Source organism: Sulfurimonas sp. SWIR-19 (assembly GCF_020410885.1).
GTDB lineage: Bacteria > Campylobacterota > Campylobacteria > Campylobacterales > Sulfurimonadaceae > Sulfurimonas > Sulfurimonas sediminis.
The window spans coordinates 248,349-275,335 of record NZ_CP084578.1; the positions used below are offsets into that span (position 1 = coordinate 248,349).

Annotated in this window: 26 protein-coding genes; all 26 read left to right on the forward strand. The window is 32.5% G+C overall.

Annotated elements, in window-relative coordinates; all coding sequences use genetic code 11:
• The first annotated feature begins 16 nt into the window (after positions 1–16).
• The 26 genes from gspG (at position 17) to LCX93_RS01455 (ending at position 26,949) form a co-directional block, all read left to right on the forward strand.
• Positions 17–457, forward strand: coding sequence for a type II secretion system major pseudopilin GspG (gspG, locus tag LCX93_RS01330; protein WP_226067431.1), 441 nt, complete (start codon positions 17–19; stop codon positions 455–457).
• Positions 457–2,088 carry a GspE/PulE family protein gene (locus LCX93_RS01335; RefSeq protein ID WP_226067441.1) on the forward strand — a complete coding sequence of 544 codons (1,632 nt, stop codon included), beginning with the start codon at positions 457–459 and terminating at the stop codon, positions 2,086–2,088. Before gspG ends, LCX93_RS01335 begins: the two co-directional genes overlap by 1 nt.
• A complete protein-coding gene (locus LCX93_RS01340) occupies positions 2,088–3,287 on the forward strand; it encodes a type II secretion system F family protein (RefSeq protein WP_226067443.1) in 1,200 nt (399 codons plus the stop codon). Before LCX93_RS01335 ends, LCX93_RS01340 begins: the two co-directional genes overlap by 1 nt.
• Entirely contained in the window at positions 3,287–3,553 is a 267-nt protein-coding gene (locus LCX93_RS01345; RefSeq protein ID WP_226067445.1) for a prepilin-type N-terminal cleavage/methylation domain-containing protein, read from the forward strand. The genes LCX93_RS01340 and LCX93_RS01345 overlap by 1 nt, the downstream gene beginning before the upstream one ends.
• Complete coding sequence (locus LCX93_RS01350) at positions 3,528–3,938, forward strand: hypothetical protein (protein WP_226067447.1); 411 nt, start codon at positions 3,528–3,530, stop codon at positions 3,936–3,938. Before LCX93_RS01345 ends, LCX93_RS01350 begins: the two co-directional genes overlap by 26 nt.
• The gene (locus tag LCX93_RS01355) at positions 3,935–4,555 is read left to right on the forward strand and encodes a prepilin-type N-terminal cleavage/methylation domain-containing protein (RefSeq protein WP_226067449.1); all 621 of its coding nucleotides are present in this window, start codon (positions 3,935–3,937) and stop codon (positions 4,553–4,555) included. Before LCX93_RS01350 ends, LCX93_RS01355 begins: the two co-directional genes overlap by 4 nt.
• Positions 4,545–5,462 (forward strand): type II secretion system minor pseudopilin, encoded by a 918-nt coding sequence (locus LCX93_RS01360; RefSeq protein ID WP_226067451.1) that lies wholly within the window; start codon positions 4,545–4,547, stop codon positions 5,460–5,462. The genes LCX93_RS01355 and LCX93_RS01360 overlap by 11 nt, the downstream gene beginning before the upstream one ends.
• Positions 5,463–5,511: 49 nt before the next feature.
• On the forward strand, positions 5,512–6,522 hold the full coding sequence (locus LCX93_RS01365; protein ID WP_226067453.1) for a hypothetical protein: 1,011 nt from the start codon (positions 5,512–5,514) through the stop codon (positions 6,520–6,522).
• Complete coding sequence (locus tag LCX93_RS01370) at positions 6,519–7,037, forward strand: hypothetical protein (RefSeq protein ID WP_226067462.1); 519 nt, start codon at positions 6,519–6,521, stop codon at positions 7,035–7,037. The genes LCX93_RS01365 and LCX93_RS01370 overlap by 4 nt, the downstream gene beginning before the upstream one ends.
• A complete protein-coding gene (locus LCX93_RS01375) occupies positions 7,027–7,584 on the forward strand; it encodes a hypothetical protein (protein WP_226067464.1) in 558 nt (185 codons plus the stop codon). The genes LCX93_RS01370 and LCX93_RS01375 overlap by 11 nt, the downstream gene beginning before the upstream one ends.
• Complete coding sequence (locus tag LCX93_RS01380) at positions 7,568–9,694, forward strand: secretin GspD/PilQ domain-containing protein (protein ID WP_226067466.1); 2,127 nt, start codon at positions 7,568–7,570, stop codon at positions 9,692–9,694. Before LCX93_RS01375 ends, LCX93_RS01380 begins: the two co-directional genes overlap by 17 nt.
• Before the next feature lie 88 nt (positions 9,695–9,782).
• Positions 9,783–11,219 carry a Slr4 family S-layer protein gene (locus tag LCX93_RS01385; protein ID WP_226067468.1) on the forward strand — a complete coding sequence of 479 codons (1,437 nt, stop codon included), beginning with the start codon at positions 9,783–9,785 and terminating at the stop codon, positions 11,217–11,219.
• 79 nt (positions 11,220–11,298) lie between these two features.
• Entirely contained in the window at positions 11,299–11,673 is a 375-nt protein-coding gene (locus LCX93_RS01390; protein ID WP_226067470.1) for a hypothetical protein, read from the forward strand.
• A 7-nt stretch (positions 11,674–11,680) separates the two neighbouring features.
• Positions 11,681–12,964, forward strand: coding sequence for an ABC transporter ATP-binding protein (locus LCX93_RS01395; RefSeq protein ID WP_226067472.1), 1,284 nt, complete (start codon positions 11,681–11,683; stop codon positions 12,962–12,964).
• Positions 12,961–14,622, forward strand: a complete 1,662-nt coding sequence (locus LCX93_RS01400; RefSeq protein WP_226067474.1) for a sulfotransferase domain-containing protein — start codon at positions 12,961–12,963, stop codon at positions 14,620–14,622. Before LCX93_RS01395 ends, LCX93_RS01400 begins: the two co-directional genes overlap by 4 nt.
• Positions 14,619–15,470: a hypothetical protein gene (locus LCX93_RS01405; protein WP_226067476.1), complete on the forward strand. Its 852-nt coding sequence runs from the start codon at positions 14,619–14,621 to the stop codon at positions 15,468–15,470. The genes LCX93_RS01400 and LCX93_RS01405 overlap by 4 nt, the downstream gene beginning before the upstream one ends.
• Positions 15,471–15,576: 106 nt before the next feature.
• A complete protein-coding gene (locus LCX93_RS01410) occupies positions 15,577–16,200 on the forward strand; it encodes a hypothetical protein (RefSeq protein ID WP_226067478.1) in 624 nt (207 codons plus the stop codon).
• Between the two features lie 8 nt (positions 16,201–16,208).
• Positions 16,209–17,021 (forward strand): ABC transporter permease, encoded by an 813-nt coding sequence (locus LCX93_RS01415; RefSeq protein WP_226067479.1) that lies wholly within the window; start codon positions 16,209–16,211, stop codon positions 17,019–17,021.
• 49 nt (positions 17,022–17,070) lie between these two features.
• Positions 17,071–19,815 (forward strand): glycosyltransferase, encoded by a 2,745-nt coding sequence (locus tag LCX93_RS01420; protein ID WP_226067481.1) that lies wholly within the window; start codon positions 17,071–17,073, stop codon positions 19,813–19,815.
• Entirely contained in the window at positions 19,805–20,635 is an 831-nt protein-coding gene (locus LCX93_RS01425) for a sulfotransferase family protein (protein ID WP_226067489.1), read from the forward strand. Before LCX93_RS01420 ends, LCX93_RS01425 begins: the two co-directional genes overlap by 11 nt.
• Positions 20,635–21,522 carry a glycosyltransferase family 2 protein gene (locus LCX93_RS01430; protein ID WP_226067491.1) on the forward strand — a complete coding sequence of 296 codons (888 nt, stop codon included), beginning with the start codon at positions 20,635–20,637 and terminating at the stop codon, positions 21,520–21,522. Before LCX93_RS01425 ends, LCX93_RS01430 begins: the two co-directional genes overlap by 1 nt.
• Positions 21,519–22,652, forward strand: coding sequence for a non-hydrolyzing UDP-N-acetylglucosamine 2-epimerase (gene wecB / locus LCX93_RS01435; protein WP_226067493.1), 1,134 nt, complete (start codon positions 21,519–21,521; stop codon positions 22,650–22,652). The genes LCX93_RS01430 and wecB overlap by 4 nt, the downstream gene beginning before the upstream one ends.
• On the forward strand, positions 22,642–23,733 hold the full coding sequence (locus LCX93_RS01440; protein ID WP_226067495.1) for a glycosyltransferase: 1,092 nt from the start codon (positions 22,642–22,644) through the stop codon (positions 23,731–23,733). The genes wecB and LCX93_RS01440 overlap by 11 nt, the downstream gene beginning before the upstream one ends.
• Positions 23,730–24,446, forward strand: coding sequence for a glycosyltransferase family 2 protein (locus tag LCX93_RS01445; protein WP_226067497.1), 717 nt, complete (start codon positions 23,730–23,732; stop codon positions 24,444–24,446). The genes LCX93_RS01440 and LCX93_RS01445 overlap by 4 nt, the downstream gene beginning before the upstream one ends.
• The gene (locus tag LCX93_RS01450; RefSeq protein WP_226067499.1) at positions 24,443–25,735 is read left to right on the forward strand and encodes a sugar transferase; all 1,293 of its coding nucleotides are present in this window, start codon (positions 24,443–24,445) and stop codon (positions 25,733–25,735) included. Before LCX93_RS01445 ends, LCX93_RS01450 begins: the two co-directional genes overlap by 4 nt.
• Positions 25,732–26,949 (forward strand): O-antigen ligase family protein, encoded by a 1,218-nt coding sequence (locus LCX93_RS01455; RefSeq protein WP_226067501.1) that lies wholly within the window; start codon positions 25,732–25,734, stop codon positions 26,947–26,949. The genes LCX93_RS01450 and LCX93_RS01455 overlap by 4 nt, the downstream gene beginning before the upstream one ends.
• Positions 26,950–26,987: the final 38 nt, after the last annotated feature.

Consider the following 26,987-nt stretch of genomic DNA (forward strand, 5'->3'; position numbering starts at 1 on the left):
ATATTTTGGAGTAAAAATGAAAAGATACAGAGTCATGTCTCAAAAAAAAATGCGTAGTGCTTTTACCTTAGTCGAACTTTTAGTTGTAATTGTTATTATAGCATTATTGTCATCATTGGTTGCCCCAAAGCTTTTTAGTAAGCTTGACAGTGCAAAGGTGAAAACAGCAGTAGCACAAATGCAAATGCTTTCTCAAGGACTAGACAGTTACAGACTTGATGTCGGTAAATACCCAACGACACAGGAGGGTTTGGCAATATTGTGGACTAAGAATTCCAATGTGAAAAACTGGGATGGTCCTTACCTGCCAAAAGCAGTTAAAGCAGATCCTTGGGGAAATCCGTATCATTATAAGCAACCAGGTGCAGACAGTAACCCTTATGACTTATATAGTTTAGGTTCCGATGGAAAAAAGGGCGGTAGCGGAGACGCAAAAGATATTTCGGTTTGGGAATAATGCGAACACTTGAAGAAGTTCTACTCGAACAAAACAGCTGTTCTGTTGAAGATGTGGAGCAGGCTCGTCAGATTCAACAAGAGTACGGAGGGCATATAGGGAATATTCTTCTAAATTTGGGTGCCATTACGGAAGAATCCTACATGCAAGCACTCTCAACACTTTATAATTTGAAACTGTATAAAAATTTTGACCAAACGCCACAGCGAATAGATTTAAATGAAATTTCAAATGACTATTTTTTAACAAATGCTATTTATCCGATTGCTTTAGAAAATAAAACGCTCCATTTAGTCACACACGACCCACTCAAAAGTAGTGTTTTGGCAAATATAAAATCATTGACAAGTTATAAACTAGAACTTTATTTGGCGACTGAAGAAGAGTTGCGTGACATTATCAAGCTGTATGAATATACCGATGAAGTAGAGGAAGACTTCTTTGAAGATGAAGTTGATAAACTCAAAGAACTGGCTTCTGAAGCACCGGTGATTAAACTTGTAAACAATATTTTTGCAAAAGCAACAAGTCTGTATGTTTCAGATATTCATTTTGAGTCATACAAATACGGTATTAAAGTACGTTTTCGTATTGATGGCGTGTTAAAAACAGTTGACAATATTCCTACAAAGCTAAAACAGGCTGTTACAGCGAGATTGAAACTACTTTCAAAAATGAATATTTCAGAAAATCGTCTACCGCAAGACGGACGAATCAGTATGAAAATATCTTCTCAAGAGATTGATATACGTGCATCATCAGTACCTACGGCATTTGGAGAAAGTTTTGTTCTGCGACTTTTGGGTAATGATTCAATAGATTTGACACTGGACAATATGGGCTTTCATACAGACAACTTAAACCTTCTCAAACAAATGCTCAAAAAACCAAATGGAATCATCTTGACAACCGGACCTACAGGAAGTGGGAAGACTTCAACACTCTATGCTGCTCTTAACTACATTCACAATGAAGCAACGAAAATCATAACGGTAGAAGACCCCGTGGAATACCAGCTGGATGGAATTAGCCAAATTCAGGTCAAACCGAACATCGATTATACTTTTTCTAATGCATTAAGAAGCATTTTACGACAAGACCCGGATGTCATTATGATAGGGGAGATTCGTGATGCAGAGACAGCACAAATTGCTATACAGTCTGCACTGACAGGTCACCTGGTTCTCTCAACCCTTCATACAAATTCGGCTATTGGAGCCATCTCAAGACTGCTCGATATGGGTATGGAATATTTTTTATTAAAATCTTCCATAGTAGGGCTTATGGCACAAAGATTGGCAAGAAGATTATGTGAAGAGTGCAAGGAGCCTGTTATTCTCTCTGAAAGTGAGAAGAAAATTTACAATGTAGAATATTTGCAACAGTTTTTAGAAACTCCGCTCAATACATGTAAAGCAGTCGGGTGTAAAAAGTGTAATTTTACCGGCTATAAAGGGCGGATGCCTATTATGGAAATAATTCCTTTTGACAGAAAAATAATAGAACAGCTTGACAAAAACAGAGACTTTTCAGATATACGTTCACTAGGCTACAGAACATTGCAAGATGACGGTATTTTAAAATTTTTAGAGGGTAGAATTTCTTTAGAAGAAGTGGTTAGGCTTGCATAATGGCTAGTTACTTTGAGTATGAGGCAATAGTCTCCAGCGGGGAAAAAATTAAAGGAAATTTTGAAGGCTCAAAAGATGAGTTTGAAAAAATGCTTGCCAAAAAAAAGTTACTTTTAATTTCATTTAAAGAAAAAAAAGAAAAACTGGACAAGTCAAAATTTTCACAAGATGATTTTTTAGGGTTCATTGAAGAGTTGTATTACTTGACAAATTCCGGCATGCCTATTGACCAATCACTAAAAATGTTGAGAAAAACAACAAAAAAAGAGGCATACAGAAGAATCTTAACTTCACTGTTACTATCTGTTAAAGCAGGAAATCAACTCTCTGTAGCGATGAAAGAGGCATTGAAAAAAGAGGGTGTTGTGATTGACACACTCTCTATAAGTTTTATTTCAACTGCCGAAGAGGTGGGTTCTCTTTCAAACGGTTTACTGCAGTTGTTTGACTATTTGACTTTTCAAAAAAAAATTCGTTCCGATGTAAAACAGGCACTCTCCTATCCGCTTTTTTTGGTGGGTATGAGTGTTGTCGTCTCATTTTTAATTTTTTTCCTGATTATTCCAAAATTTGCAACTATTTTTTCTCCAGAAGAGTTTGAAACATTGCCCTCACTCTCATACGCTGTTTTATCTATAGGAAAATATTTGAGCGCACATATGAGTGAAGCTCTCGGTTTAATAGCTGTTGTTGTCATTACAATTATTGTACTTTTGAAAAAATTTCCTATTCCGTGGATGCAAGTAATCTACAGAGTTCCAAAGCTAACGAATGTTATTGTAGATTTGCAGTTAACTATCATTTACAGTGCTTTAAGTACTATGCTTGTCGGCGGTTTGGAATTAGACAGGGCTTTAAAACAGTTACAAAAAGTGAAACTCTTACCTGAATTGCAAGATTTGTTAAAAAATACACTTTTTGAGTTAAAAAGAGGACAAAAATTTAGTGAAGTCTTTAGTATGAGTTCTCTTGTACCTTCTAGCGATATTGCTCTTTTAAATGTTGGTGAAAGCAGTGCATCTTTAGACAAAGTATTCAAATCACTTTCAACAAGACACAGTGATGCATTTAGTGCAAATGTAAAAAAACTTTTAGCTGTTTTAGAACCGACTGTTATTGTTGGTTTGGGTATTTTTATTGCCATTATTGTCGTGGCTATTATGATGGCTGTAATGAGCATGACGGATATTGCCGGGTGATGAAACGAAAAGCATTTACACTGGTAGAGTTACTGGTCGTTTTAGTGATTATGACTGTCGTGCTGGGCGTTGTCGTACCGATAGGCTCAAAGATGCTTAGTCGTTTTGAGGGCTCACTAAACAAAAACAAAGAGCTTCAAAATCTTTCAAAAATGCGAGCCGATTCTTTCATTACACTGCAAGAACATAATGTAACTGTGGGCATAAAAGAGTACAGAACAACGAAACGAGGAGTTGTTATTGAGACAAGCCAGTATAACGATTGAAGTTCTCATTTCTATGCTTATTCTTTTTTTAGTTATTGCTACATCGGTAACAACCATTAAACAGTTGCGTCTTGTGCAAAACAAACAAGAAAAATATGAAACAGATTATATTACATTTTTGTCTCTACACGATTTACTTGATGACACAATTTGTCAAGATGGATACAAAGAGATGCAAGGTCAATTTGCTCTCTATAGCTATAGTGCAAAGTGTACGCTTGTAGACTCTTTAAGAACATATCAAAAAGCATTTGAAATAGGTGATGCAGAAGGAAATATAGGAAGTACTTTAGTTTCATTTTACAAAGTTATATTGCACATTAAAACAAAAAACTTTGACAAAACATACACCTATAACAAAACTGTTACAAAGAGTCTCTTGTGAGAAAAGCATTTACATTGGTTGAAATGCTCGTTGGGGTTGTTTTGCTTACACTCCTCATAGGTGTTGCCCTTTTTTCATTTCGCTTGCAACTCATTACTATACACAAAACAAAACTATCATCTATTAACAGTGCCATAAGTTATACACAACTCAGAAGCGTTATAACATCTATGAAATACTATGCACTCCAAGAGTATGACATTGTCAAAAGAGTTATTCCGCACTCTTGGTACTATTTTTTTGATGCAGATGCAAAAAAAATGAAATTTATAACGATAAATCCACTCTTTAGCAATGTAGATTCTCTTGTTTGCCTTACATGTAAGGATAAGCAACTTATGTATGAAGAAGAACCGTTATATGCAAATATGAACTTTTTACAACCTGACTTCAGCGAAGAGAAAAAAGTTTTAACCCTAATGAAAAATTTAGAAAAATGCTCTTTTTCATATAAAACAAGGGACGAGAAACAAGTGACATCCTTAAAAAACGATCTTCCTCGTGCAGTACAAATTAACATTGAGCAAAACAATAAAAAATATACTTTTTACATAAAAGTGCAAACCGATGCAAATACTACAAAAGCCAGTATAGAAGAGAATCTGTATGATTACTAAAAGAGGCGGCTTTGCTTTAGCAATTGTCTTGTGGATTGTTGCGGCACTCTTAGTAGGCGTAGCTTATCTATCTACACTCTCCCGTGACACGGTGCAACTCAGTTATAATCTCAAAGATAAACTTAACTCAAAAATTATAGCACAAAACTATCTTGAGGCACTAAAATTTTATATATTGACAGGAAATTACGATAACAGAAGCATTATAAACAACATAAAAACTTTACAACTTCCATCACGATTTATCGTAGATGGAAGAGCATATAAGGTAAAAAATGCAAGAATCAGACTCCAAGATGCCTCGGGTATGATAAATGTCTTTTACCCAGATGCACAACTCGTTGCAAAAATGGCAACAGATTCCAGCCAAAGAGAACTGTTTTACTCTATAAAAGACTCTGTAAAAGATTGGATAGACACAGACAATAATGTTCGACTCAACGGTGCTGAGCAAGCTTACTATCAACTTAAAAAAGACCTACAATACCAACCAGGCAATATAACAGTATTACAAAGTATATCTGAACTGCATCTTATAAAAGGAGTTCGTGATTTGTCAAAACAACAATGGAATCAACTTAAAAAGACTCTTTATGCACAAAGTAATGGTGCTATGGTCAATTTGACGCTGGTAAACAAAAAATATCTTATAAGTTTATTGAAACTCAACCCTTTAGAAGCGGACACCTTGCTACAATACAAAGAAAAAGATTTGCAAAAGTTTATAAAGTTGGTGATGCAAAATAAAAATTATAATGATGAAAGTATGGGATTTTATCTCTCTTATATTATAAAGATTGAAATAACGGTCAAAATAAACAAAGCAAAAACTAAAATTATGACTATGATAAATTTTCGTCCTCATTCAAAACAGGCTTATAAAACTTTGTTTTATAAGGTTTACTAAAACAGTATATATTTTGCTATAATTGCTAGAAATTTTAAAAGGGAAGCGTTTGGAGAAGATGATACAGTATTTGATTAAATACAACCTGCTCTTTATCATTCCTATAGACAAGCTTTTCTTTTTGGCTTCTAATGTGCCAGAAGGCACAAAGCTAAGTAAAGAGCTTATAGCATTTAATTATGCAAAAAAATCTCCTTTTAAAAACCCTTTTATCTGCTACTATCAAGAAGAAAATTCCCTGTATGTTTGGTTTACAAAAGCACAACCGTTTAAAGCATTGTTTGTTGTTCCGGAGAGTTTTTTTATCTATAAAGCACTGCAGGATATGGGCGATGGAATTTTTGTATTTAAGGGTGAAACACAACTGCTTTTTGTGATGAAAAACAAGCGTCTTCTAGGACAATTTCAAGTCAATGATGCAAGTGAAATCACTGTGGCACAAGAAGAGTACAGCTTGGAGAATATCACAACACTCTCATCGGCAGAGTATAATGATTTTCTGAAAAAAGGGCTAAAAAAGCTAAAGCTTCATGACTTGAAGCAATTTGTCAACATTGACTTTTCAAAAGAAAAAGTGCAAGATTTTATATTGCAAAAGTTGACATACCCGCTTGTAGCAGCACTTGTTTTTTATATGTTGGTGACTTTTTCACAAGCTTATTTTATGCAAAACAAAATAGAAAAACTCACCCGGGAGTATAAAACATTACAGCAACAAAATACAAAAACAAAAGAGATGATTGCACATCACAATCAGGTGGTAGAAAAATTAAACAGTTTTGCAAAAGAGGAGCTTCAGGCTATTAATCCACTGCAGATAGTGTATGATCTAAATAAAATTATTTTGCCGACAGACAAAGCAAAAGTTGTTTATCTTGATATAACTTCAAATCTTGTGCAATTACGCATTCAAACCAAAAAAGATGATGGTATAAAGTACTTGCAGCGACTCAATAAACTCGCTTATGTCAAAGAGGTCATCATAACAAACACCTATACAAGAAGAGGCGGTATAAAAGTTTATAACTATACTATTACATTAAATAGGAGCATTAAATGAGTGCCAACCAAACTAAACTGCTCATTTTGCTTGTAACTTTTGTAGCGTTTGTCAACTATATGAATTATTTTTTACCCGACAGAAAAAAACTAAACAATACTATCATACTTTTAGAAACTAAAATAGCAAAAAATGAGCGTCTCAATCATCAAAAAATTTCAAAAGAACAGCTGCTTGTCAAAGAAAAAAAACTTTTTTTTACAAACAAAAAAAATTATTCTCAGAGCATGGGAGAAATGCAGGAGATGCTTCAAGATGCGGCAAAAGGGCTCTGCACTGTAAAACGTATGCAGTGGTCACAGGTACCGGCAGGAACTTCCTGGTATGAGAGAATGAAAATCTCCTTAAGCATAGTATGCTCACCAAAAGACATATTTACATTTGTCGACAGATTGCAAAAGAGGGAGAAACTTTTTATATTGGAAGATTCTAAAATAGTTGTTCCGAAAAAAGCGAAACAAAAACTGCAATTCAGCACAAACGTTGTTGCTTTTAGGATGAAAGATGCCATTTAAAAATCAGATACTGTTTTTTCTTTTTACAATGACAGTTATATTTTTACTCGCTTATGACTTTTTTGACAAAAAAAATTATAGAACGCACAAGAAAGATATACTCGAGGTTGATGCCAAACCTTTTGAGCAGTTTACAAAAGTTTTTGATACAAACAGAACTTTTGCCTACATGTGGGGCATTAAAGAACAGGTGATACAAACAAAAGAGCTAAACAGTACAAAAGAGCAAGAGAGTAACACAACAAACTACACGATTACAAAAGAGAAAAACAGACTCTGTATCGATAAAAACTGCTACAGATTTTTAGGAATGTACTATAAAGAAGGTGCAAAGTATGTTGTCTTTTATGGAAAAACTTTACCGAACAATCACATAGCAGCCATAGGCTATAAACAAACATTGCAAGAACCTCTTTATATTAAAGAGATACGCCACAACCATTTTACCGTTGCACAAAACAACACAACAAAAGAGTGGCAATTTGACATTTTTGATGTCAATGCTACAAAATACAAACCAAAGGATACCAATGAAACACAGTATTAGCCTAATCATATTGCTTTTGATAATGAATGCCTGTACACCTGTCACACCCAAGCCACAACAGAAAAAAGATTTAGCAACTTTAAGTGATATTCATTTAAGCGTAGATAACAATGGTTCTGTTATGCTGGAAAAAAAGTACACATTAAAAAAACAAACGAAAAAAGGCAAATTAAAAGAAGAGAGTGCTTATGAACGGGTGCCTCTTTTTGACAAAGGGTATAAAAAAGAGCTTTCTTTGAAAAATAAACGACAAAAAAAGTTTAGTATAAAAGGAAATAAAGTAAAAATATCCGTAGAGTCCATTCCTTTGAACGAGTTTGTTGACTTGGTATTTGGATCGGTACTAAAACTGAACTATGTTGTCAGTGAAGATGTAAAAAAAATGAAATCACCTGTTACTCTGAATATGCAAACACCCCAAAACTCTTCTCAGGTTTTTGAAGTTGTAAAGCAAATCTTAAAAATGAATGGAGTATCAGTAAAACATAAGGAAGGTATATTCTTTATACAAAAATCTCAAACAAACCAGGCACTTTCTGATATACAAGATGTTTATATAGGCTATGGCAGAAGTTTGCCAAAAACTGTGCCTGATGACAAAGAAGTAGTACAGTTTGTCCCTTACTACTATGTAAACGGTGGAAATGTAGGCAATATGCTTAATCTGGTAGGACTTAAAAATGTCAAAAAATATTATGTACTCAAAAAAATACAAATTTTAAAAGCAAAAGCTTCAGAAGTACGTAAAGCATTAAAATTGGTAAATCTTCTTGACAGACCATTTTTGCAAGGAAAAATTCCCTATATTGTTAATTTTGAAAATATTGAAGTAGAAAAATTCTTGTCAAACATTAAAAATATTCTTGCTCTTAACAGCATTAAAGTTACAAATAATCCGGCAACAGGAGGCATAGTATTGCTTCCTATAAAAGAGTTGAATGCTCTTTATGTGATTACGCCCAAAAAAGAGTGGCTGGATATGATTTTATACTGGAAAAAGAAACTTGATGTACAAACAGAAGTAAAACAAGAGCCACGACTCTATATATATCATGTGAAAAACAGAAAAGCAGAAGAGTTGGCATCGGCTATTTCAAAAGTGTTGGGTCTTTCAAAAAAAAGTACCAAAAAAAACAGCATAAGTAAAAAAGAGAGTACAGAAAAACTGAAAAAAACACAAAAGAAGCAAACACAAGGAGTATTAAATAACTTTTTTATCTCTCGTGCTGATTATACGCCAACAGTAACAGCCGATAAAGATACAAATATTTTAATGTTAAAACTTGCCCCGAGCCATTATCGTATTTTACTTCCTTTTATACAAGAGTTAGATAAATTGCCACTGCAAACCCTTGTAGAGGTCACTGTAGCAGAAGTAACTATGACAGACACTTTCAGTCTTGGCTTTGAGTATGCTATAACAAACCAGAGTAAAAATCTGCCAAAATCACTTTTAAATATTACAGGCGGGGGAAGTGGTTTAGGTGTTGTTTTTAGCGGAAATTATCTTGATGCAACAGTAAATGCTTTTGCCGAAAAGCAACTCTTAAACATACTCTCAAGACCTAAGATTCTTATACTAAATAACTCTACAGGCAGCATTAATGTCGGAACGCAAGTGCCAATCATCACCAGTGAGACATCTGCCTCAGACATTACAACAGGAACGACCCCGACCATAAACCGAAACATAAGCTATAGAAACACGGGTATAAATCTCGGGCTCACGCCTACTATAAACTCAAACGGCATACTGACTATGAACATCTCTATAAATCTTTCAGAAGCACAACTTAACGATACTTCAGGCATAGATTCGCCTCTTATCGTCAACAGAACACTTGATACAGTGGCAGTTGTGAAAAGTGGCGATACTATTCTCATAGGAGGACTTATCTCGACGAATAAAAGTAAATCAAAAGGGGGTGTGCCACTTTTAAAAGACATCCCCTACATCGGGAATCTCTTTGCAAATCAGAGTTACAAAACAACTAAAACAGAACTCATTATGCTTATCCGCCCTATTATTATAAAAACTTCTAAAGAGATAAATGCGCAAACATATAAGTTTAAAAAGTTAATGCAATTCTTAGATACTGCACAATTATAGTTTTTTTAAGGTTAATTCCTATAGAATTATGTTGAGAATTGACTCGGAGGAGTCATTTCGCGCGAAATTTTACTCAAAAGGAGTCTTTATGACTATAAATAAAATAGCTCTATCAGCATTAGCTGCTTCAGTTCTTGGCACCATTGCAATGGCTGGAACAATTACAAATACTGATACAATTGGTCTTATAGGACAAGAAAAATTATCTTTAAGCGACGTGAATGTTTCTAAAGCTTTTAGAGGAGTATATAAGGTAGTATATACACCAACAGATATTCCTGCAACATCTTTGAAAAACCCTATTTTCAAATATACATTTGGTGGGGGAACAGCTTTAAATGTTGATACAAACACTTCTGTTTGGGAAGGTCCTGTTGATGGGAATGAGACAAATACTTCTATTGCTAACTGGAGAAGAGTTGCTGGTGATATGCAAGTTTCTGGTACAAACAGTGAGGTTGCATCTTTTAACGCGATAGATTCAACAATCTATGTATATAACAATAAAAAATATATAGTTGCTGATGATAATGGTACTATACTCATAGATGCAAATGTTACAAAAGTAACTGTAGCACAAGGTTCAACTGCAAACTTGACACTTCAGGCAGAACTTTACTCTGGAGATTCACAAGCACAGGCTGACTTAGCACCTGCTACAACAATAGCTACAGTAGGTAAAGAGTTTACTGGTAGTATTACACAAAAATTTGATGCAAGAATAGACGCTTCTAGTTCTTTCAAATTGTTCTATGATCAGAACTCAGATGGTGCTACGAAGTTAGCTGATAATGCAATTTTTAATATTCATAAAAATGCAACACTTAGTGGTGCTTCTTTAGGAGTTCCTACTGTAAACTTAAATGTGTTCTTTGATCAAAATACATCTGCCTATATGTCAACTGGAGTTTTCTCTGGAACAGGAGTAGGAGCAGGAACATTGACTGACTTAAATGATACTACTACAATCACTGGTTTTAATACTACAACTACGGCTCATGATGCAAATGCTACATTGACATTAACTAATAATGGCACTGCAGAAATCAAAAAAACTGTTTTTGATGCACATGCGTACGTTACAAGCGGAACTACTAATTTTGATATAATCACAAAATCAACAGGGAATGCTGGAAAATGGACTATTTATGGTTACAATGCACAGATTCCTGATGTTATGCCTACATCAAACTATGTAACTTATATGAAGTTTACAAATAGAAGTAGCTTGGATACTGGTATTTACTTTACACTTATCGATCAAGATGGTACTGTTGTACAATTAAATTCTGTCGATGACGGTTTAGCTAATTTACCTGCCAATACTACAAAAAAATACAAAGCTTCTGATTTAGCTACCTTAGCTGTAGCAAAAGATGCTAACTTTGATGCTAGTAAGTCGATTTCTATTGAAGTTTCTATTCCAACTACACCAACAGATGTGTATGGTATGGCTTCATTGAAAAATGTAGCTCTAGGTCAATTCAAAGATCTTCCAATCTACAATAACGGTAACAGCTATTAATCAATAGTTGCTTTTTTACTACACCCTTTTGGGTGTAGAACCTTTTTCAGATTATTCAAAATTTTTTAAGGAATCATTTATGCGTTTTTTTCTAATTTCTATTTTTTTAGGTCTATTTTCTCTTTATGCATCTTCTGCTTATGAAGATACTTATCTCTTAAAATACAGCTCAAAAGATAGCAACTGCACACTTACTAAAAATGGAGAGCAAATTCCGGTATTTGATCCTCGTTTTAAAGATAAAAAACCACCCTATAATGCTTATACATGTAATGCAATCATAAAAGAACAGTATAATGACTGTAAAATAGTGCAAAAAGAAAATACTACTGCCGTAGTTTTCTCGTTTGGAACATATGAATTCACAAATCTGCTTTTTGCCTTTAAAACACCGGTAAAAAGTATAGATGGTATGATGCAGGTCGAGTGCACAAAAAAGTTACACCATAAGTAAGGTTTGTATGATTATACAGCTTGCAAAGCTCTCAAAAGCCTATAAAATCTACACTAAGCCCATAGAGAGACTTAAAGAATCTCTCTCTTTTTCTAAAAAACCGCATCACCAACTTTTTTATGCTTTGAATAATGTTTCCTTTTCTGTAAAAAAGGGTGAGGTTATAGGTATACTAGGTAGGAATGGCAGTGGAAAATCCACCCTGTTGAAAATTCTCTCAGGGGTACTTACACAAAGTGGGGGCAGTGTTAGTGTCCGAGGAAAAGTAACTGCGTTGCTGGAATTAGGTTCAGGCTTTAACCCTGAACTTACAGGCAGGGAAAATCTCTACCTTAATGCTTCTTTACAAAATTTTTCAAAAAAAGAACTCGATGTAAAAATAGCACAGATATGTGAGTTTGCCGAGATAGAGGAGTTTCTTGATCGTCCTTTTAAAACATACAGTAGCGGTATGAAAGCAAGGTTGACATTTTCATTTTCTATTCATACCCAACCGGAGATTCTTATCATAGATGAAGCGCTGAGTGTCGGAGATGCTGCATTTGCAAGAAAATGTTTTGTACGTATAGAACAGATGTGTAAAAATGAGAATACGACTGTCATTATAGTTTCACATTCTACACAAACAATCCTCTCACTTTGTGACAGAGTAATTGTCTTGCATAAAGGACAAAAAGTTCTTGAAGGCAAACCAAAAGATATAGTCAAACTCTACCTTCAGATGATACATGACAACAAAATACCAACACAGGTTATACAGGCAGATGAACCAAAACAACTTATAAAAAAAACAGACCGCAGGGAAAAAGAAGATCATAGTTTTTATAATCCTGCACTTCAGAGTAAAGCTATAGTGTCACTTGAACCTAAAGGTGCACAAATCAAAGAAGTGGGAATATTTTTAGATGGCAATGAGGTAAATATGCTTCAACAACATAAAAATTTTCTGATTAAAATGAAAGTAGAATTTAGCCATAGTTTTGAAAATGTTATTTTTGCCTTATTTGTAAAAACTGCGAATTCTCAAAGACTGGGAGGAAAAGAAATAGTTTATACCGAACTTTTTACGCCCTCTTGCACTTACGAGATAGAGTGGAATTTTTACAACAGACTCTCTCATGGGCATTACTTGCTTAATTGCGCTGTAGTTTATTTGGATGGGGAAGAAAGAGTACTCTTGCATCGTATATATGATGCGTATATGTTTGAGGTTCTTAAGCCAAAAGAGATCTCCTTTAGTGGTCTTGTCGATTTTGATTTAGAAGCAAAAATCTCAAAAGAGTATGAATGAAAAAAGTAGACTTTCTTATAGTCGGGACGCAAAAGAGCGCAACAAGTGCACTTTTTACACAACTTGCAAAGCATCCAAAAATTGAGATGAGTCGTCAAAAAGAGTTGCACTTTTTTGACACAGATATCTATTTTAAGCATAAAAAACCAGACTATGAAAAGTATCACAGTTATTTTAGTGATAAAGAGAAACTTTGGGGAGAAGCTACACCAATATATGCCTACTGGGAGGAAGCACCAAAAAGAATTTATGAATACAATAAGAAGATAAAGCTCATTTTTATTTTAAGAGATCCAATAGAGAGAGCTTTTTCACAATGGAATATGGAAAAAAACAGAGATACTGAACACCTTAGCTTTTCACAGGCCTTGCGAGAAGAAGAACAAAGAGTCAAAGAGGCTTTGCCTGAACAACATAGGGTTTATTCTTATAAGGACAGAGGTTTATATAGTTTACAGATACGAAGATTGTTACGTTTTTTTTCAAAAGAGCAGATTCTTTTTCTTTGCTATGAAGATTTAAAAAATTATCCTATTCTTACACTTAATAAAGTGACTGATTTTTTGCAAATAGAAGTGTTTGAGTCCCTTAAGTTTGATACAGTGTTTCAAACAGCGTATAAATCACAACTGCTTTATAGTGATTTTTTATATCTTAAAAAGTATTTTTACAATGATGTACAAGAAGTACAACACTTGCTTGGATGGAAATGTAGTTCATGGCTTAAACGTAAAAAAAATTTCAAAGTACTGTTTTACAGGGATTACAGGGCTTACACTGGTGGACATCAGGTAGTGTATGATTATTTCTCTTTTTTTAAGGAACATCCTTTATTTGAGGTTTTTATCTATTTTAGCAAAGAGAGTTGTATTGATGCTACAAATCCCTGGTACAATGATATGGAGTCCAGAGTGGAAGTGTATGAGCCCTGGGAGTATGATGTTTTGTTTATAGCAGGAGAGGATTGGAAAATGCTTGAGGATGGTATAGAAAACTATAAAACTGTTATCAACCTCATTCAAGGTATCCGTCATACATTTCCCCAGACGAAGCTTTATAAATATTTGCAAAAAAAAGCGTATAAAATAGCGGTATCCAATGAAGTGGCAAATGCTTTATGTGAGACACAAAAAGTTTTGTCACCCATTGTTACGATAGAAAATGGTATAGATTTATCAAACATAGAAGCTCAAAAAGAATTTGAAGTATATATTTTAGGTGTTAAAAATGTACCATTGGCAAGAGAACTTGCAGAATATTTTGATACAAAAAATATTTCCTTTGAAGTAACATATACAAAAAAGTCATTACAAAGTATTCATACATTAATGGCAAAGGCAAAAATAAGTGTATTGCTTCCTTTTCACGCAGAAGGATTTTATCTTCCGGCTTTGGAAGCTATGCAATATACTGACCTTGTAGTTGTTCCTGACTGTATAGGTAACAGAACTTTTTGTAAGAATGACTTTAATGTTATAATGCCGCCGGAGTATGATTTTGAGTCATTGGTTGTAGCGATTGAGAAAGCTTTTTGTGTTTTAAATGACAATGAAAGATTAGAGGAGATGCAAAAAAACATGACCGCAACGTATAGAAGTTATTCTAAAGAAAAACAAAAAAAACTTTTTTATGATTTTTTAGAAAAGAATATTATATGAGTTATAAAAATGTCGTTTTAACAGGTATCCCGCGTTCGGGGAGTAGTCTTATCTGTTCACTTTACAACAATTATGCCAATAGTCTTGCTTTATTGGAACCTATTAATCCATTTTCTATAAAGACGCAAAACTCTATAGAGGCAGTTGAATATGTAAATGACTTTTTTTTTCAAATGAGAAAAGAGATACATTACAGTAAAAGATTTGTAACGCATCATAAAGAAAATAAAATTATTTCCAATATGTTAAGTGATACACAAAAAGAGAGCGAGGGTTTGAGACAAAAAGTTGTACAACATGGATATGTAAGCTTGGAAAAAGAGTTGCAGCGAGATTTCTCTTTACTTATAAAACAAAATGCTTTCTTTACTGCTTTACTGCCAGATCTGGTAAACTTTTTTGATACTTATGTTGTTGTAAGAAATCCTTTGTCTGTTTTATTCTCTTGGAACAGTGTTGACCTCCCAGTATATCGTGGTCATGTTCCGGCTGGGGAAAGATTTGACGAGGCATTAAAAAAGAAGCTTGAGATTACTGTTGATAGAATTGACAGGCAAGTGATTATTTTAGAATGGTTTTTTAGACAATTTTTACAAAATATTCCTCAAAGTAATGTGCTGTTTTATGAGGATATTGTTGCGGGGAAATTTAAGACTTTAGAGAAACTCTCTTATGACAAAAACAGTATAAATGCTCACGCAAACATGAAAAATAAAAATAGTAATAAACTCTACAATAAAGAACTTGCAGAGGTGCTGCGGAAGAAGATATTTCAATCTTCAGGATACTATAAGCATTTTTATTCAGATGAAGCAATAGAAGAAGTTTTTGAGATGATAGATGCCTAAAAGTAACTTTATAAAGCTGTATGGAGAACGTCATACAAATACAAACTATTTAAGCAGACTTATTGCGCTAAACCTTCATGTTGAAGAGATACGAGGTGTTGTCCCTTTGTCAGTAGCAAAACTAAAAGAAGATGTTCAAGAAAAAGAGTTTATAAAAGATCTTTATTTTTTAGCCAGAACAAAAAAAAATCTGGGTTGGAAACATACAAAGTTCTCTGCTAAATATATTCAAGATGGGATAAACTACATAACATTAACAAAAAACCCATATTCATGGTTGTTATCACTTTATAAAAAACCTTACCATCAGTACTATAAAAATTTTCCACAAACTTTTGAAGAATTTTTACAAGTTCCATGGAAAACTGTACATCGAGATGGAATAGGATACAAAGTATTGACATCTCCTGTTGAATTGTGGAACATTAAAAACAGAGCATATATGGATGTCCAAGTAAAAAATATTTTGCGGCTTAAAAGTGAAATGTTGTTTGAAGATCCACAAGAGATAATACATAAGATAGCTTCTTCCTTTTCTATTACAAAAAAAGAAATTTTTTTTAAAAATTATGAACAGTCTACAAAAAACAGTTCGTTGACATTTAAAGATTATCAGACATACTATTTACAAGAAAGATGGAAAGAAAAACTTTCCTCAAGAGCAATAGAAATTATTAATGCAAGTTTAGACCGAGAGTTAATGAGTATATATAAGTATGAAATTTTATAAGGGTAATAATGTACTATTTTAAAGAATTAAAAAATTTTTTCTTGCATATTTTGGAAAATAAAACAACAATTTGGAGTTTAATTAAAATAAATTTCAAACAAGAGTATTTAGGCTCTTACTTAGGTCTTTTTTGGGCATTTGCACAACCTTTAACGTATATGACAGTTATTTGGTTTGTTTTTACTTATGGATTTAGACAGGGAAATACTACAAATGGCGTGCCGTTCTTTGTATGGTTGATGTCGGGAATGATTCCATGGTTCTTTTTTAGTGCAGGTTTGAGCGGTGGGGCGAATGCTGTAGTCTCTAATGCCTTTTTAGTGAAAAAGGTTGCCTTTCGTGTGAGCATTTTACCGCTTGTGAAAATTGGTTCGGCGCTTATTATCCATCTGGTTTTGATTCTGTTTTTGATCTTTGCACTTATATTGTATGGATACTATCCTTCTGTGTACTGGCTGCAGATTTTTTACTATCTTTTTTTAATGATTTTTTTATTGACCGGTCTTGGTTGGCTTACTTCTGCCATTCGTGTTTTTGTTAAAGATGTAAGCAGTTTTATCACTGTAATTATCCAAATAGGTTTTTGGGCAACGCCTATCTTTTGGAATCCTTCTATGGTTCCGCAAAAGTATGCCTGGATTTTACATATCAATCCTATGGCATATATAGTAGAAGGCTACAGAGACAGTTTTATAAATCATATTTGGTTTTGGCAAAAATGGGAAGATGGGTTGTATTTTATGGCTATAAGCATTCCTCTTTTTATTTTGGGAGCCATAGTGTTTAGAAGACTTCGACCTCATTTTGGTGATGTTCTGTAATTTAAGTGCTTTTATTGTAAAATAGAAACAAAAAAGATTTTGGATAGATATGAAAGAACAAACATGTATAATGATTCTAGGGATGCACAGGAGTGGAACTTCTGCATTAACAGGACTGCTTCAATACTTAAAAGTTTCTCTGGGGAATAAAACGGCAGGTCCTGCTGATGATAATGTTCAAGGTTTTTTTGAAAATGAAAATATTGTAAAATATAATGAAAAAATTTTAGCTTCATTAGGTACCCAATGGGATACTATATATTTTGATTATAATAAAGTACAAGAGAACATTACAGTTGCCCAAAAAGAAGAATTAAAACAATTACTTGAATCAGAATTTTCCGAAGAAACATTATTTGCGATAAAAGATCCCCGTATTTGTTATTTATTTCCATTATATGCAGAAATTCTTTTAAATTTAAAAGTGAATATTAAGATTTTATTGCCATACAGAAACCCTTTAGAGGTTGCAAAATCTCTTCATGTCCGAAATAATTTTACACAGGAAAAAAGCGAATTGCTTTGGTTGAGTTATTTCTTACATGCAGAAAAGCATTCAAGAAATTACCATAGATTATTTTTAAATTTTGATGATCTGTTACGTTTTCCAGAAAAAAGTATAAAATCAATAGATGAGAAATTAAACACAAATTTACTGAAAGAGTATGCTGCAAAGAAAGGTCAGATAGAAAAATTTCTTGATAAAAATTTAAAACATCAAAATGAAGGTGTTTACAGATTTTCCAGTTTTCTAAAAACTGTGGTGCCTCAATTGGAGTTTTTTTTAGAAAAAGATTTCAATGCTGTAGATGTAAAAATATTTGATGACATAAGAGAAGAATATTTTGGAGTAGGCAAATTTTTTTATCAACTTCTTTTGGTGGAACAAAACAAAATTGTGAAACTTCAGGATGATTTGACACAGCAGACTTCCTGGGCGAAAGAGCTTGATGAGAAGAACAGAGAGAAGATTGAGACAATCAGGAGACTTCAGGATGATTTGACACAGCAGACTTCCTGGGCGAAAGAGCTTGATGAGAAGAACAGAGAGAAGATTGAGACAATCAGGAGACTTCAGGATGATTTGACACAGCAGACTTCCTGGGCGAAAGAGCTTGATGAGAAGAACAGAGAGAAGATTGAGACAATCAGGAGACTTCAGGATGATTTGACACAGCAGACTTCCTGGGCGAAAGAGCTTGATGAGAAGAACAGAGAGAAGATTGAGACAATCAGGAAACTTCAGGATGATTTGACACAGCAGACTTCCTGGGCGAAAAAATTATCTCATGATAATGTAATTTATATGAATAAAATAGATTTTCTCCAAACTGAAAGTAAAAAGAAAGAGATAGCTGTAAACAATTTGCAGGACTCATTAAATACACTGCAAGAGTTAGAAGATGAGCATAAAAAAGAGATTGAAGCGCTGAAATATCAAAATAATCTTATGTTTGCACGATTAAAAAAGATGGAAGCAAGCAAAATTATTATGTTTTGGGAAAAGTTCCTTCAACTTAAAGAGGAACCTTATAAAAATGTGGCAAAAAAAATCTTGAGTAAGCTCTTACCTGAGGTTGTTCCTTTATGGCTTAAGAAAAAAAGAAATTTTGCAATAATAGAACAGATAAAAAACACGAAAAGTCAAAATATAATAGTTGTTTTTCCTATTATTGCATGGGGTTTTCGATGGCAAAGGCCGCAGCATCTTTTAAGCGGACTCGCAAAAAAAGGATATACAGTTTTGTATGTTTCCAAAGATTTTATTTTTGAGCCAACAACAAAAGAAGAAAGAAAAACACCTTTGGCTTGCATTAAAATGCAACAGCTTGAAGAAAATATTTTTAAAATACATTTAAACTCCATGAAGCCATTAAATATCTACAAAGATATTTTAGATGAGCACAATACACATTGGTTTATGCAACAAATTATGTATGTATTAGCAAGTAGTGGGCAAAAAGAACCTGTCTATTTTGTTCAGTTTCCAAATTGGCTTAATCTGGTAAAACAATTGCAGACTAGAGTACAGGGAAAAATACTTTTTGATTGCATGGATGAACACTCTGGTTTTAGTAATGTTGACAGGCAAATTATTGAACAAGAAAGAGAATTGATAGAGATGTCAGATTTGGTGATTTCTTCATCAAATAAATTACATACAAAAAATAAAAAGTTGAATTCAAATGCCGTAAAAGTAAAGAATGGAACAGAATTTGATTTTTTTTCCACTGTTACAGAGAGTGATGTGTTAGGAGAATTAACATCGAAACCAATTGTTGGCTATTATGGTGCTATAGCCGAATGGTTTGATATCGATTTGATTGAATACTGTGCACAGCAAAGACCAGAATATAATTTTGTACTCATAGGTTCAACTTTCAGTTGTGATACAACAAATATTAAAAAACTAAAAAATGTTTTTTTCTTAGGTGAAAAACCATATATAACTTTAACCAAATATCTTTATAAGTTTGATGTTTGTACAATACCATTTAAAATAATTCCATTAATTGAAGCAACAAATCCTGTTAAATTTTATGAGTATATAAGTGCTGGCAAGCCTGTGGTCGCAACAAAACTGCCAGAACTGGAAGAGTATAAAGAAGTTTGTTATCTTGCGAATAACAAAAAAGAGTTTTTAGAAATGTTGGATCAGGCAATAAATGAAGCAAAGAGTCCCAATAAGCATTCTCTGACAAAAAAGAGAATTTCAGTAGCTCAAGAAAATTCATGGAACAGTAGAGTGGATATTTTACACGAAAATATAAAAAGGTTAGTATATGAAGCATAAAAAAATATATTTTGTAGGTGGTTGTCCTCGGTCAGCTACAAGTGCTTTTAGTTGGGCATTAGCAGAGCATACAGATTTGACAACATCGGCAGAATCAAATTTTTTATTTTATCTCTTGCGTGATGTTACAGGTAATCCAATGGATAAGCTTATAAACAAAACATCCAAAAAACATACAATCTTTGATTCTTATGAAATAGCAAAAGAGGTGAGTGATGGATGGTTTAACAAACATGAAGTGACTTTAGAAGATTATCTTGCATATATGGGTGAGGGAGTTAAAAAGATGTTTATGCAGCATTGTGATACAGATATATTTTTAGAACAATCACCCGAAAATATTTTAATTGTAGATAAATTATTGTTAATGTTTCCGGATGCTAAAGTAATCAATATGATTCGTGACGGGAGAGAAGTCGTTAGCAGTATGCTAAAAAGCGGTTTTAGTGCACCTTGGTCAAAAGATTTTAAACTTGCATGTGAAACGTGGAACCATTTTGCCAAAAAAGGTTATGAATTTAGCCAAAAATATCCTAATCAGGTGATAAATGTATATCAAAAAGATTTGGTATATGATACGGAAAATGCAGTCAGAAAAGTTTTTCGTTTTTTTGAGTTAGACTTTGAGTCAAATACAGTAGAGTATCTGCAAACAAAAAGAGTAAATTCAAGTTATGGCAATGATGAAAAAAATAATTTTAAAACAGCAAAAGATCCGGCACTTTTAAAACAACCTCAATGGGAAAAGTGGACAAACAAAGAAAAAAAACAGTTTGAAAATATTGCCGGAGAAACAATGGCTTTAGTTGGTTTATCATAATGCTTACTTCTATTCTTTCCTATTTAAAACATTATTTTGTTCCAAATACAAAAACTGTTTCAAAAACAGTTACAAAAAAACAGACTTCTGATTTTTTGCTTGATGAGATTAATATAAAGGTTTCTATCGTTGTGGTAACATACAATAACCTTGCGCTTACTAAAGCATGCCTGCAAAGTATGCAAAAGTATAACAATTACGACAACTGTGAAATAATTGTTGTTGATAATATGTCACAAAAAGACAATACGCGAGAATTTTTACTCGAATATGAGCAAAAGCATGAAAATGTCAAAGTTATATTAAATGATAAAAACGGTGGTTTTAGTTATGGAAATAATATAGGTATAAAAGAAGCCAATGGTGAGATAGTAATTTTACTCAATAATGATACATATGTGACACCGGACTGGATACGAAGACTTGTTGCTCATTTTTATACTGATGAAAACATAGGAATGGTTGGTCCAAGAACAAATAACATAGGGAATGAGGCAAAAATAGATATCAAATATGACAGTATGGATGAAATGATTAGATTTGCACAAAACCTATATGAACAAAACAAAATGAAGCAATACAAAGATATAAAAGCATTGGCATTTTTTTGTGTTGCTATTAAAAAAGAACTATTTGACAAAATAGGTTTGCTTGATGAAGCATTTGGAATAGGGATGTTTGAAGATGATGACTTTTGTGAACGAGCAAAAATTGCAGGATACAAACTGATATGCGCTGACGATGTGTATATTCATCATCATTTAGGGGCAACATTTGATCAGGAACCACCTGAATGGAAACAAAATCTATTTAAGAAAAATAAAGCAATTTATGAAAGTAAACATGGAAAATGGATTCCTCATAAATATAGGAAAAATGAAAAATGAAAAAAGTTTTATTGGTATTTGGAACAAGACCAGAAGCTATTAAAATGGCACCTTTGGTAAAAGCTTTTGAACTGGAAAAAGGGATCGAGTCAAGAGTATGTGTAACTGCACAACATAGAGAAATGCTTGATCAGGTGCTTCAAATATTTGATATTCATCCATGGTATGATTTAAACCTTATGAAATCTGGCCAAGATTTGTATGATATAACTGCAAAAGTATTATTGGGTATGAAAAATATTTTGGCTGAATTTAAACCTGACATAGTTTTAGTTCACGGGGACACTACAACTACCAGTGCTGCTTCCCTGGCTGCTTTTTATCAAAAAATTAAAATTGGACATGTGGAAGCAGGGTTGAGAACCGGAGATATTTACAGTCCATGGCCTGAAGAAGCAAACAGGCAGATAACAGGAGTATTGGCAAATTATCATTTTTCGCCTACAAATGCATCAAGAGAAAATTTATTAAGAGAAAATAAAAAACCTGAAAATATTGTTGTTACAGGCAATACCGTTATAGATGCTCTGTTTTTGGCGCTGAGTAAAATAGAGAATAGTGAAACATTAAAAAATACCATTGAAACAAAAATAAATGCACAGTATCAAATATCAGAACATAAAAAAATCATTTTGGTCACTGGTCATCGAAGAGAAAATTTTGGAAAAGGGTTTATTGATATATGTGAAGCGTTGAAAGAAATTGCTCTGGAAAATCCACAGGTAGATATTGTATATCCGGTACATTTAAATCCAAATGTGCAACAACCGGTAAAAAAAATATTATCCAATATAGACAATATTTTCTTGATAGAACCTTTAGAATATGAGTCTTTTATTTACTTAATGAACAAGTCTTACTTTATTATAACAGATAGTGGTGGTGTGCAAGAAGAAGCTCCCTCATTGGGGAAGCCTGTTCTTGTAATGAGGGAGACAACAGAACGCCCGGAAGCTGTCGAAGCAGGTACTGTAAAGTTGGTTGGCACATCCAAGAAAACTATTGTTGACAAAGCAATCAGATTGTTAAAAAATCAAAAAGCATATGAAGAGATGAGCAAAGCACATAATCCTTATGGTGATGGTTTTGCTTCCAAGCATATTGTGGAATATTTAAAAAGTGTACTGTAGTAAAAAAGTTTTTGTTTTAAGAGCTTTATCTTGGGATCGAGATGCGAGAATACAACGGTGGACAAGTATATATAAAGGGTGTACTTTTATTTATGGAATATGGGGCAAAGGCAATAAAGAAAAAAATATATACAGTATAACTTCTTTTGTGCGAAAACCGAAAAAGAAACTTTTAATTGCCATAGGGTATATGATTTTTAGTATTAATTGCTTTTTTTTTATAATTTTACATGCTAAAAAAAATGATATTGTAATATTTACTGATTTTGAAACTTTGCTTTTTGGTGTTTTTGCGGCAAAAGTAAAAGGTTGTATTATTCATTATGATATAGCGGATCCTTTTTTTATGTCAAAACCTATTCCTTTTAAAAAGTTTTGGAAATGGATAGAACAATTTTATGCGAAAAATATAGAACTTGTCACTATACCCCATGAAAAACGAAAAGAGATTTTTCAGATACCGAGTAAGAATACAGTGATTGTGGAAAATGTACCAAATTTTGAGACAAATGCTCTCTTGGGGGAGCAAAAAAATAATAATATGGTGGTGTTGGGATATTTTGGGAATTTGGAAGCAGATGCAAGAGGTATAGAAATTCTATTGAAAGCTGTTATACAAAATAAACATTTGATTTTACATCTTGCCGGCAAAGGTACTTTAGAAGAAAAAATTATCAATATAGTTCAAAAAGAATCCAGAATAAAATATTTTGGAGAATTTTCATATAATACTCTTGGACAAAGAATGAGATATATAGATTTGTATATAGCATTCTACGATTCAGGCAAATTATTACACACCTATGCAGCCCCCAACAAATATTACGAACACCTTTACTTTGGAATTCCCTTAGTAACAACAAAAATTATTCCTCAATCAGCAGCAATTTCTCAGTATAAAACAGGGTATTGTGTAGAAAATAAAGAAGAACTGTTTGATTTTTTATTATCAATAACTACCAAAAATCTAGAAGAGTTTTCAAACTATGGAAAAAATGCCAGGAAATTATGGGATAAAAATTATGCAAACTATTATTCAAAAGTAAAAAAAGAAATTTATGATAGAGTAGTCTCTGTATGAATATTAGTGTATCAATAGTTATATATAATGAAAAGTTTGAAGTATTGGATCGTTTACTGTCACTTTTTGATGAAAAATATAAAATATATATATTTGATAATTCTCCTAAAAATAAATTAGAAGATTTATGTAAAAAGTATAGCAATATTAATTATATATATAACAATGGAGAAAATATAGGTTTTGGAGCAGGACATAATAAATTGTTCCGAGAATTTGCAATAGAATCAGAAGTTCATCTTATTGTAAACCCCGATATATATTTTGATACTAAAGAGTTGAAAAATTTTTTGCAATGGTTTGAACATTCTGATGCGGTGATGGCTTTACCAAAAATACTTAATACTGACGGAACAACTCAAAAAGTTGTTCGTAAAATTCCAACACCATTGGATTTAATGAAGCGACGTATTGGATTAGAACAAGGCGAATTAAAGGTACCGGAAAAGAGTGTAACAGAGATACCATTTGCTCATGGATGTTTCATGGCATTGAAAATGAATGTATTTAAAAAACTTGGTGGTTTTGATGAGCGTTTTTTTATGTATATGGAAGATGTAGATATCTGGAGAAGAGCAAAAAAGTATGGGAAGACAGTCATAAATACCAATTATTCGATTTATCATGAGTATCGAAAAGGCTCTTCAAAAAATTTGAAATTATTTTGGTATCATATCATTTCAGTACTGAAATATTTTTGGAAATATAAATGAGAATAATGATATCAAAAGCCCTAATTATTTTATTTGACCTATTTTACCTTGTGACAGTATTTTATGCAGCACTGTTACTAAGTAACAATTCAAATAGTTTTGAAGTGCAAAATTTTACATTTGTTTTTGTAATTATTTTGGCTTTGTTGTATTTTGAAAAAGTATATAATTTTCGATATGATTTTTGGCAAGATACCTTTAAAGTTTTTCGTGCACTAATTATTAGTTTTTTAATAATTTTATCATTATTGACACTGACCAAAACACATTTGGAATACTCCAGATTGTTTATAGCGCTTTATTTTATTTTATTGTTTGTAACTTTACCTGTTTTCAAACGCTATGCCAAAAAAATGATTTTTCTTTTACCTTTTTGCAAGCAAAAAATTTTAGTTTTAGGAAAAAAGAGTGAAGTAAAAATATTTAAAAATGAATTACAAAAAAACTGGTATTTAGGACAAGTCTATTCCGAAAAAAGATATGAAAAAGTTATAATAATATCGCAGGGAATTAAAGAAGAAAGATTGCACGCATTAATAGATGAATATGTCAAAATAACAAGTGAAATATTTGTTGTTCCTTATTTAAAAGATATTAATTTTATGCATTCTAACATTTTGGAGTATTCTAATATCAGAAGAAATACTATTCAAGTGCAAAATAGACTTTTGCTAAAGCATAATATAATAATAAAAAACAGTGTTGATTATATTATGCTTTGTATCGTTTTACCAGCTTTTCTTGTTATTCATATTATCATTTCCTTAGCAATAAAATTAGATGATGGAGGGAGTGTTTTTTTTCGTCAAAAACGTCTTGGTAAAGATAATAAAATTTTTGAAGTCTATAAGTATAGAACCATGTTGCTTAGCAGTGAAGAAGTTTTAGCAAAATATTTGAAATTGCATCCTGAAGAAATAAGATACTTTGAGAAGTATCATAAATATATGAATGATCCTAGAATTACAAGAGTAGGAAGATTTTTACGTATCTTTTCACTTGATGAATTACCGCAAATACTTAATATTCTTAAAGGTGAAATGAGTTGGATCGGACCGAGACCATATATGTTGAATGAAGCAGAAAAATTAGGTAATAAAAAAGAGTTTATATTACGTGTACGTCCTGGGATTACAGGATTATGGCAAGTGAGTGGAAGAAATAATCTCAGTTTTGCACAGAGGAATGAACTTGAAGTATGGTATATAAAGAATTGGTCATTATGGGCTGATTTTGTTATTTTAATAAAAACAGTAAAAGTAGTTCTCGGTAAAATAGGTGCAAAATGATTCAATTTCAGAAAAAAGATATAAACAAGTATTTAAATTTTTTAATAATAGCCTATGCATTTAGTTTTCCTATTTCTAAAGCTGGTGTTAATCTTATAGAACTGGTTGTAGTTTTACTGTGGATATATCAAGGGAACTGGAAGGTAAAATATGAACTTCTTAAGTCAAGTAAATTTATAATTGTTTTATATGCTTTTATATTTTTAATGATTTTTTTTATACCTTTTGCTTCTAATACAATATTTGCTGTCAAATATATTTTGAAATATCATCATTTTTTAATGATACTAATTATTTATACTGTTTTGGAAAAACGCTATATAAAGTATATATTTTCAGCTTTTATTTTAAGCATGCTTATAAGTGAACTCATCTCTTATGGCATTTATTTTAACTTATTTACTTATGGACATGCAACGCATGAAATGCCAACACCTTTTATGGATCATATAGCATACAGTGTACTGCTTGCATTTACGAGTACAATACTTTTAACAAATTTTTTTTCTGTCAAAAGTTGGAAGTATAAATTTTTTGATGCTTTGTTCTTTGTTACAGTAGTAACAAATTTATTTATCAATGGAGGGAGAACAGGTCAAGTTGTATTTGCTGTTCTAATGTTTGTCCTTTCTTTTATCTATATTCGGCATAAACTTAAAGCGTTGTTTTTTGCAACTACAATTGTTTTTGTTACATTTTTACTGGCATACAATTTTTCTGATAATTTTGTATCAAGGGTGCATCAATTTAAAAATGGTATAGAAAAAATTGTAAAAGAAAATGATTATAGAGGACAGGGAGGTATGAGGGCCGCCATGTGGATTATTGGAACCAATGTGTTTATAGATAATCCAGTAACAGGTGCAGGAATTGGTAATGTCATGAAAGAAGCGAATGAATATGCTGATAAATATGAGCTAAAAACAAGAGATATGAACATATTTGCAGATTATGATAATGTTTTTATCAATATTCCAGCACAATTGGGTATTTTTGGATTACTTCTTTTTTTATTGATATTTTATTTCCTTTTAAAGCTTCCTTTTAAAACACGGCAATATTCTGCATTAAATATTATGTTTACCATTAGTTTTATTCTTTTTTCAATGATGCACAATACCATGCATCTCATGAATTCTATGGTATATTTTGCTTTGTTTACAGGATTGTTTAGCGGAATATCAAGACTAGAGTCTCAGAAACAAATTCTGTGATTTGTTAAAATATATTAAATAATCATTTAATATATTTT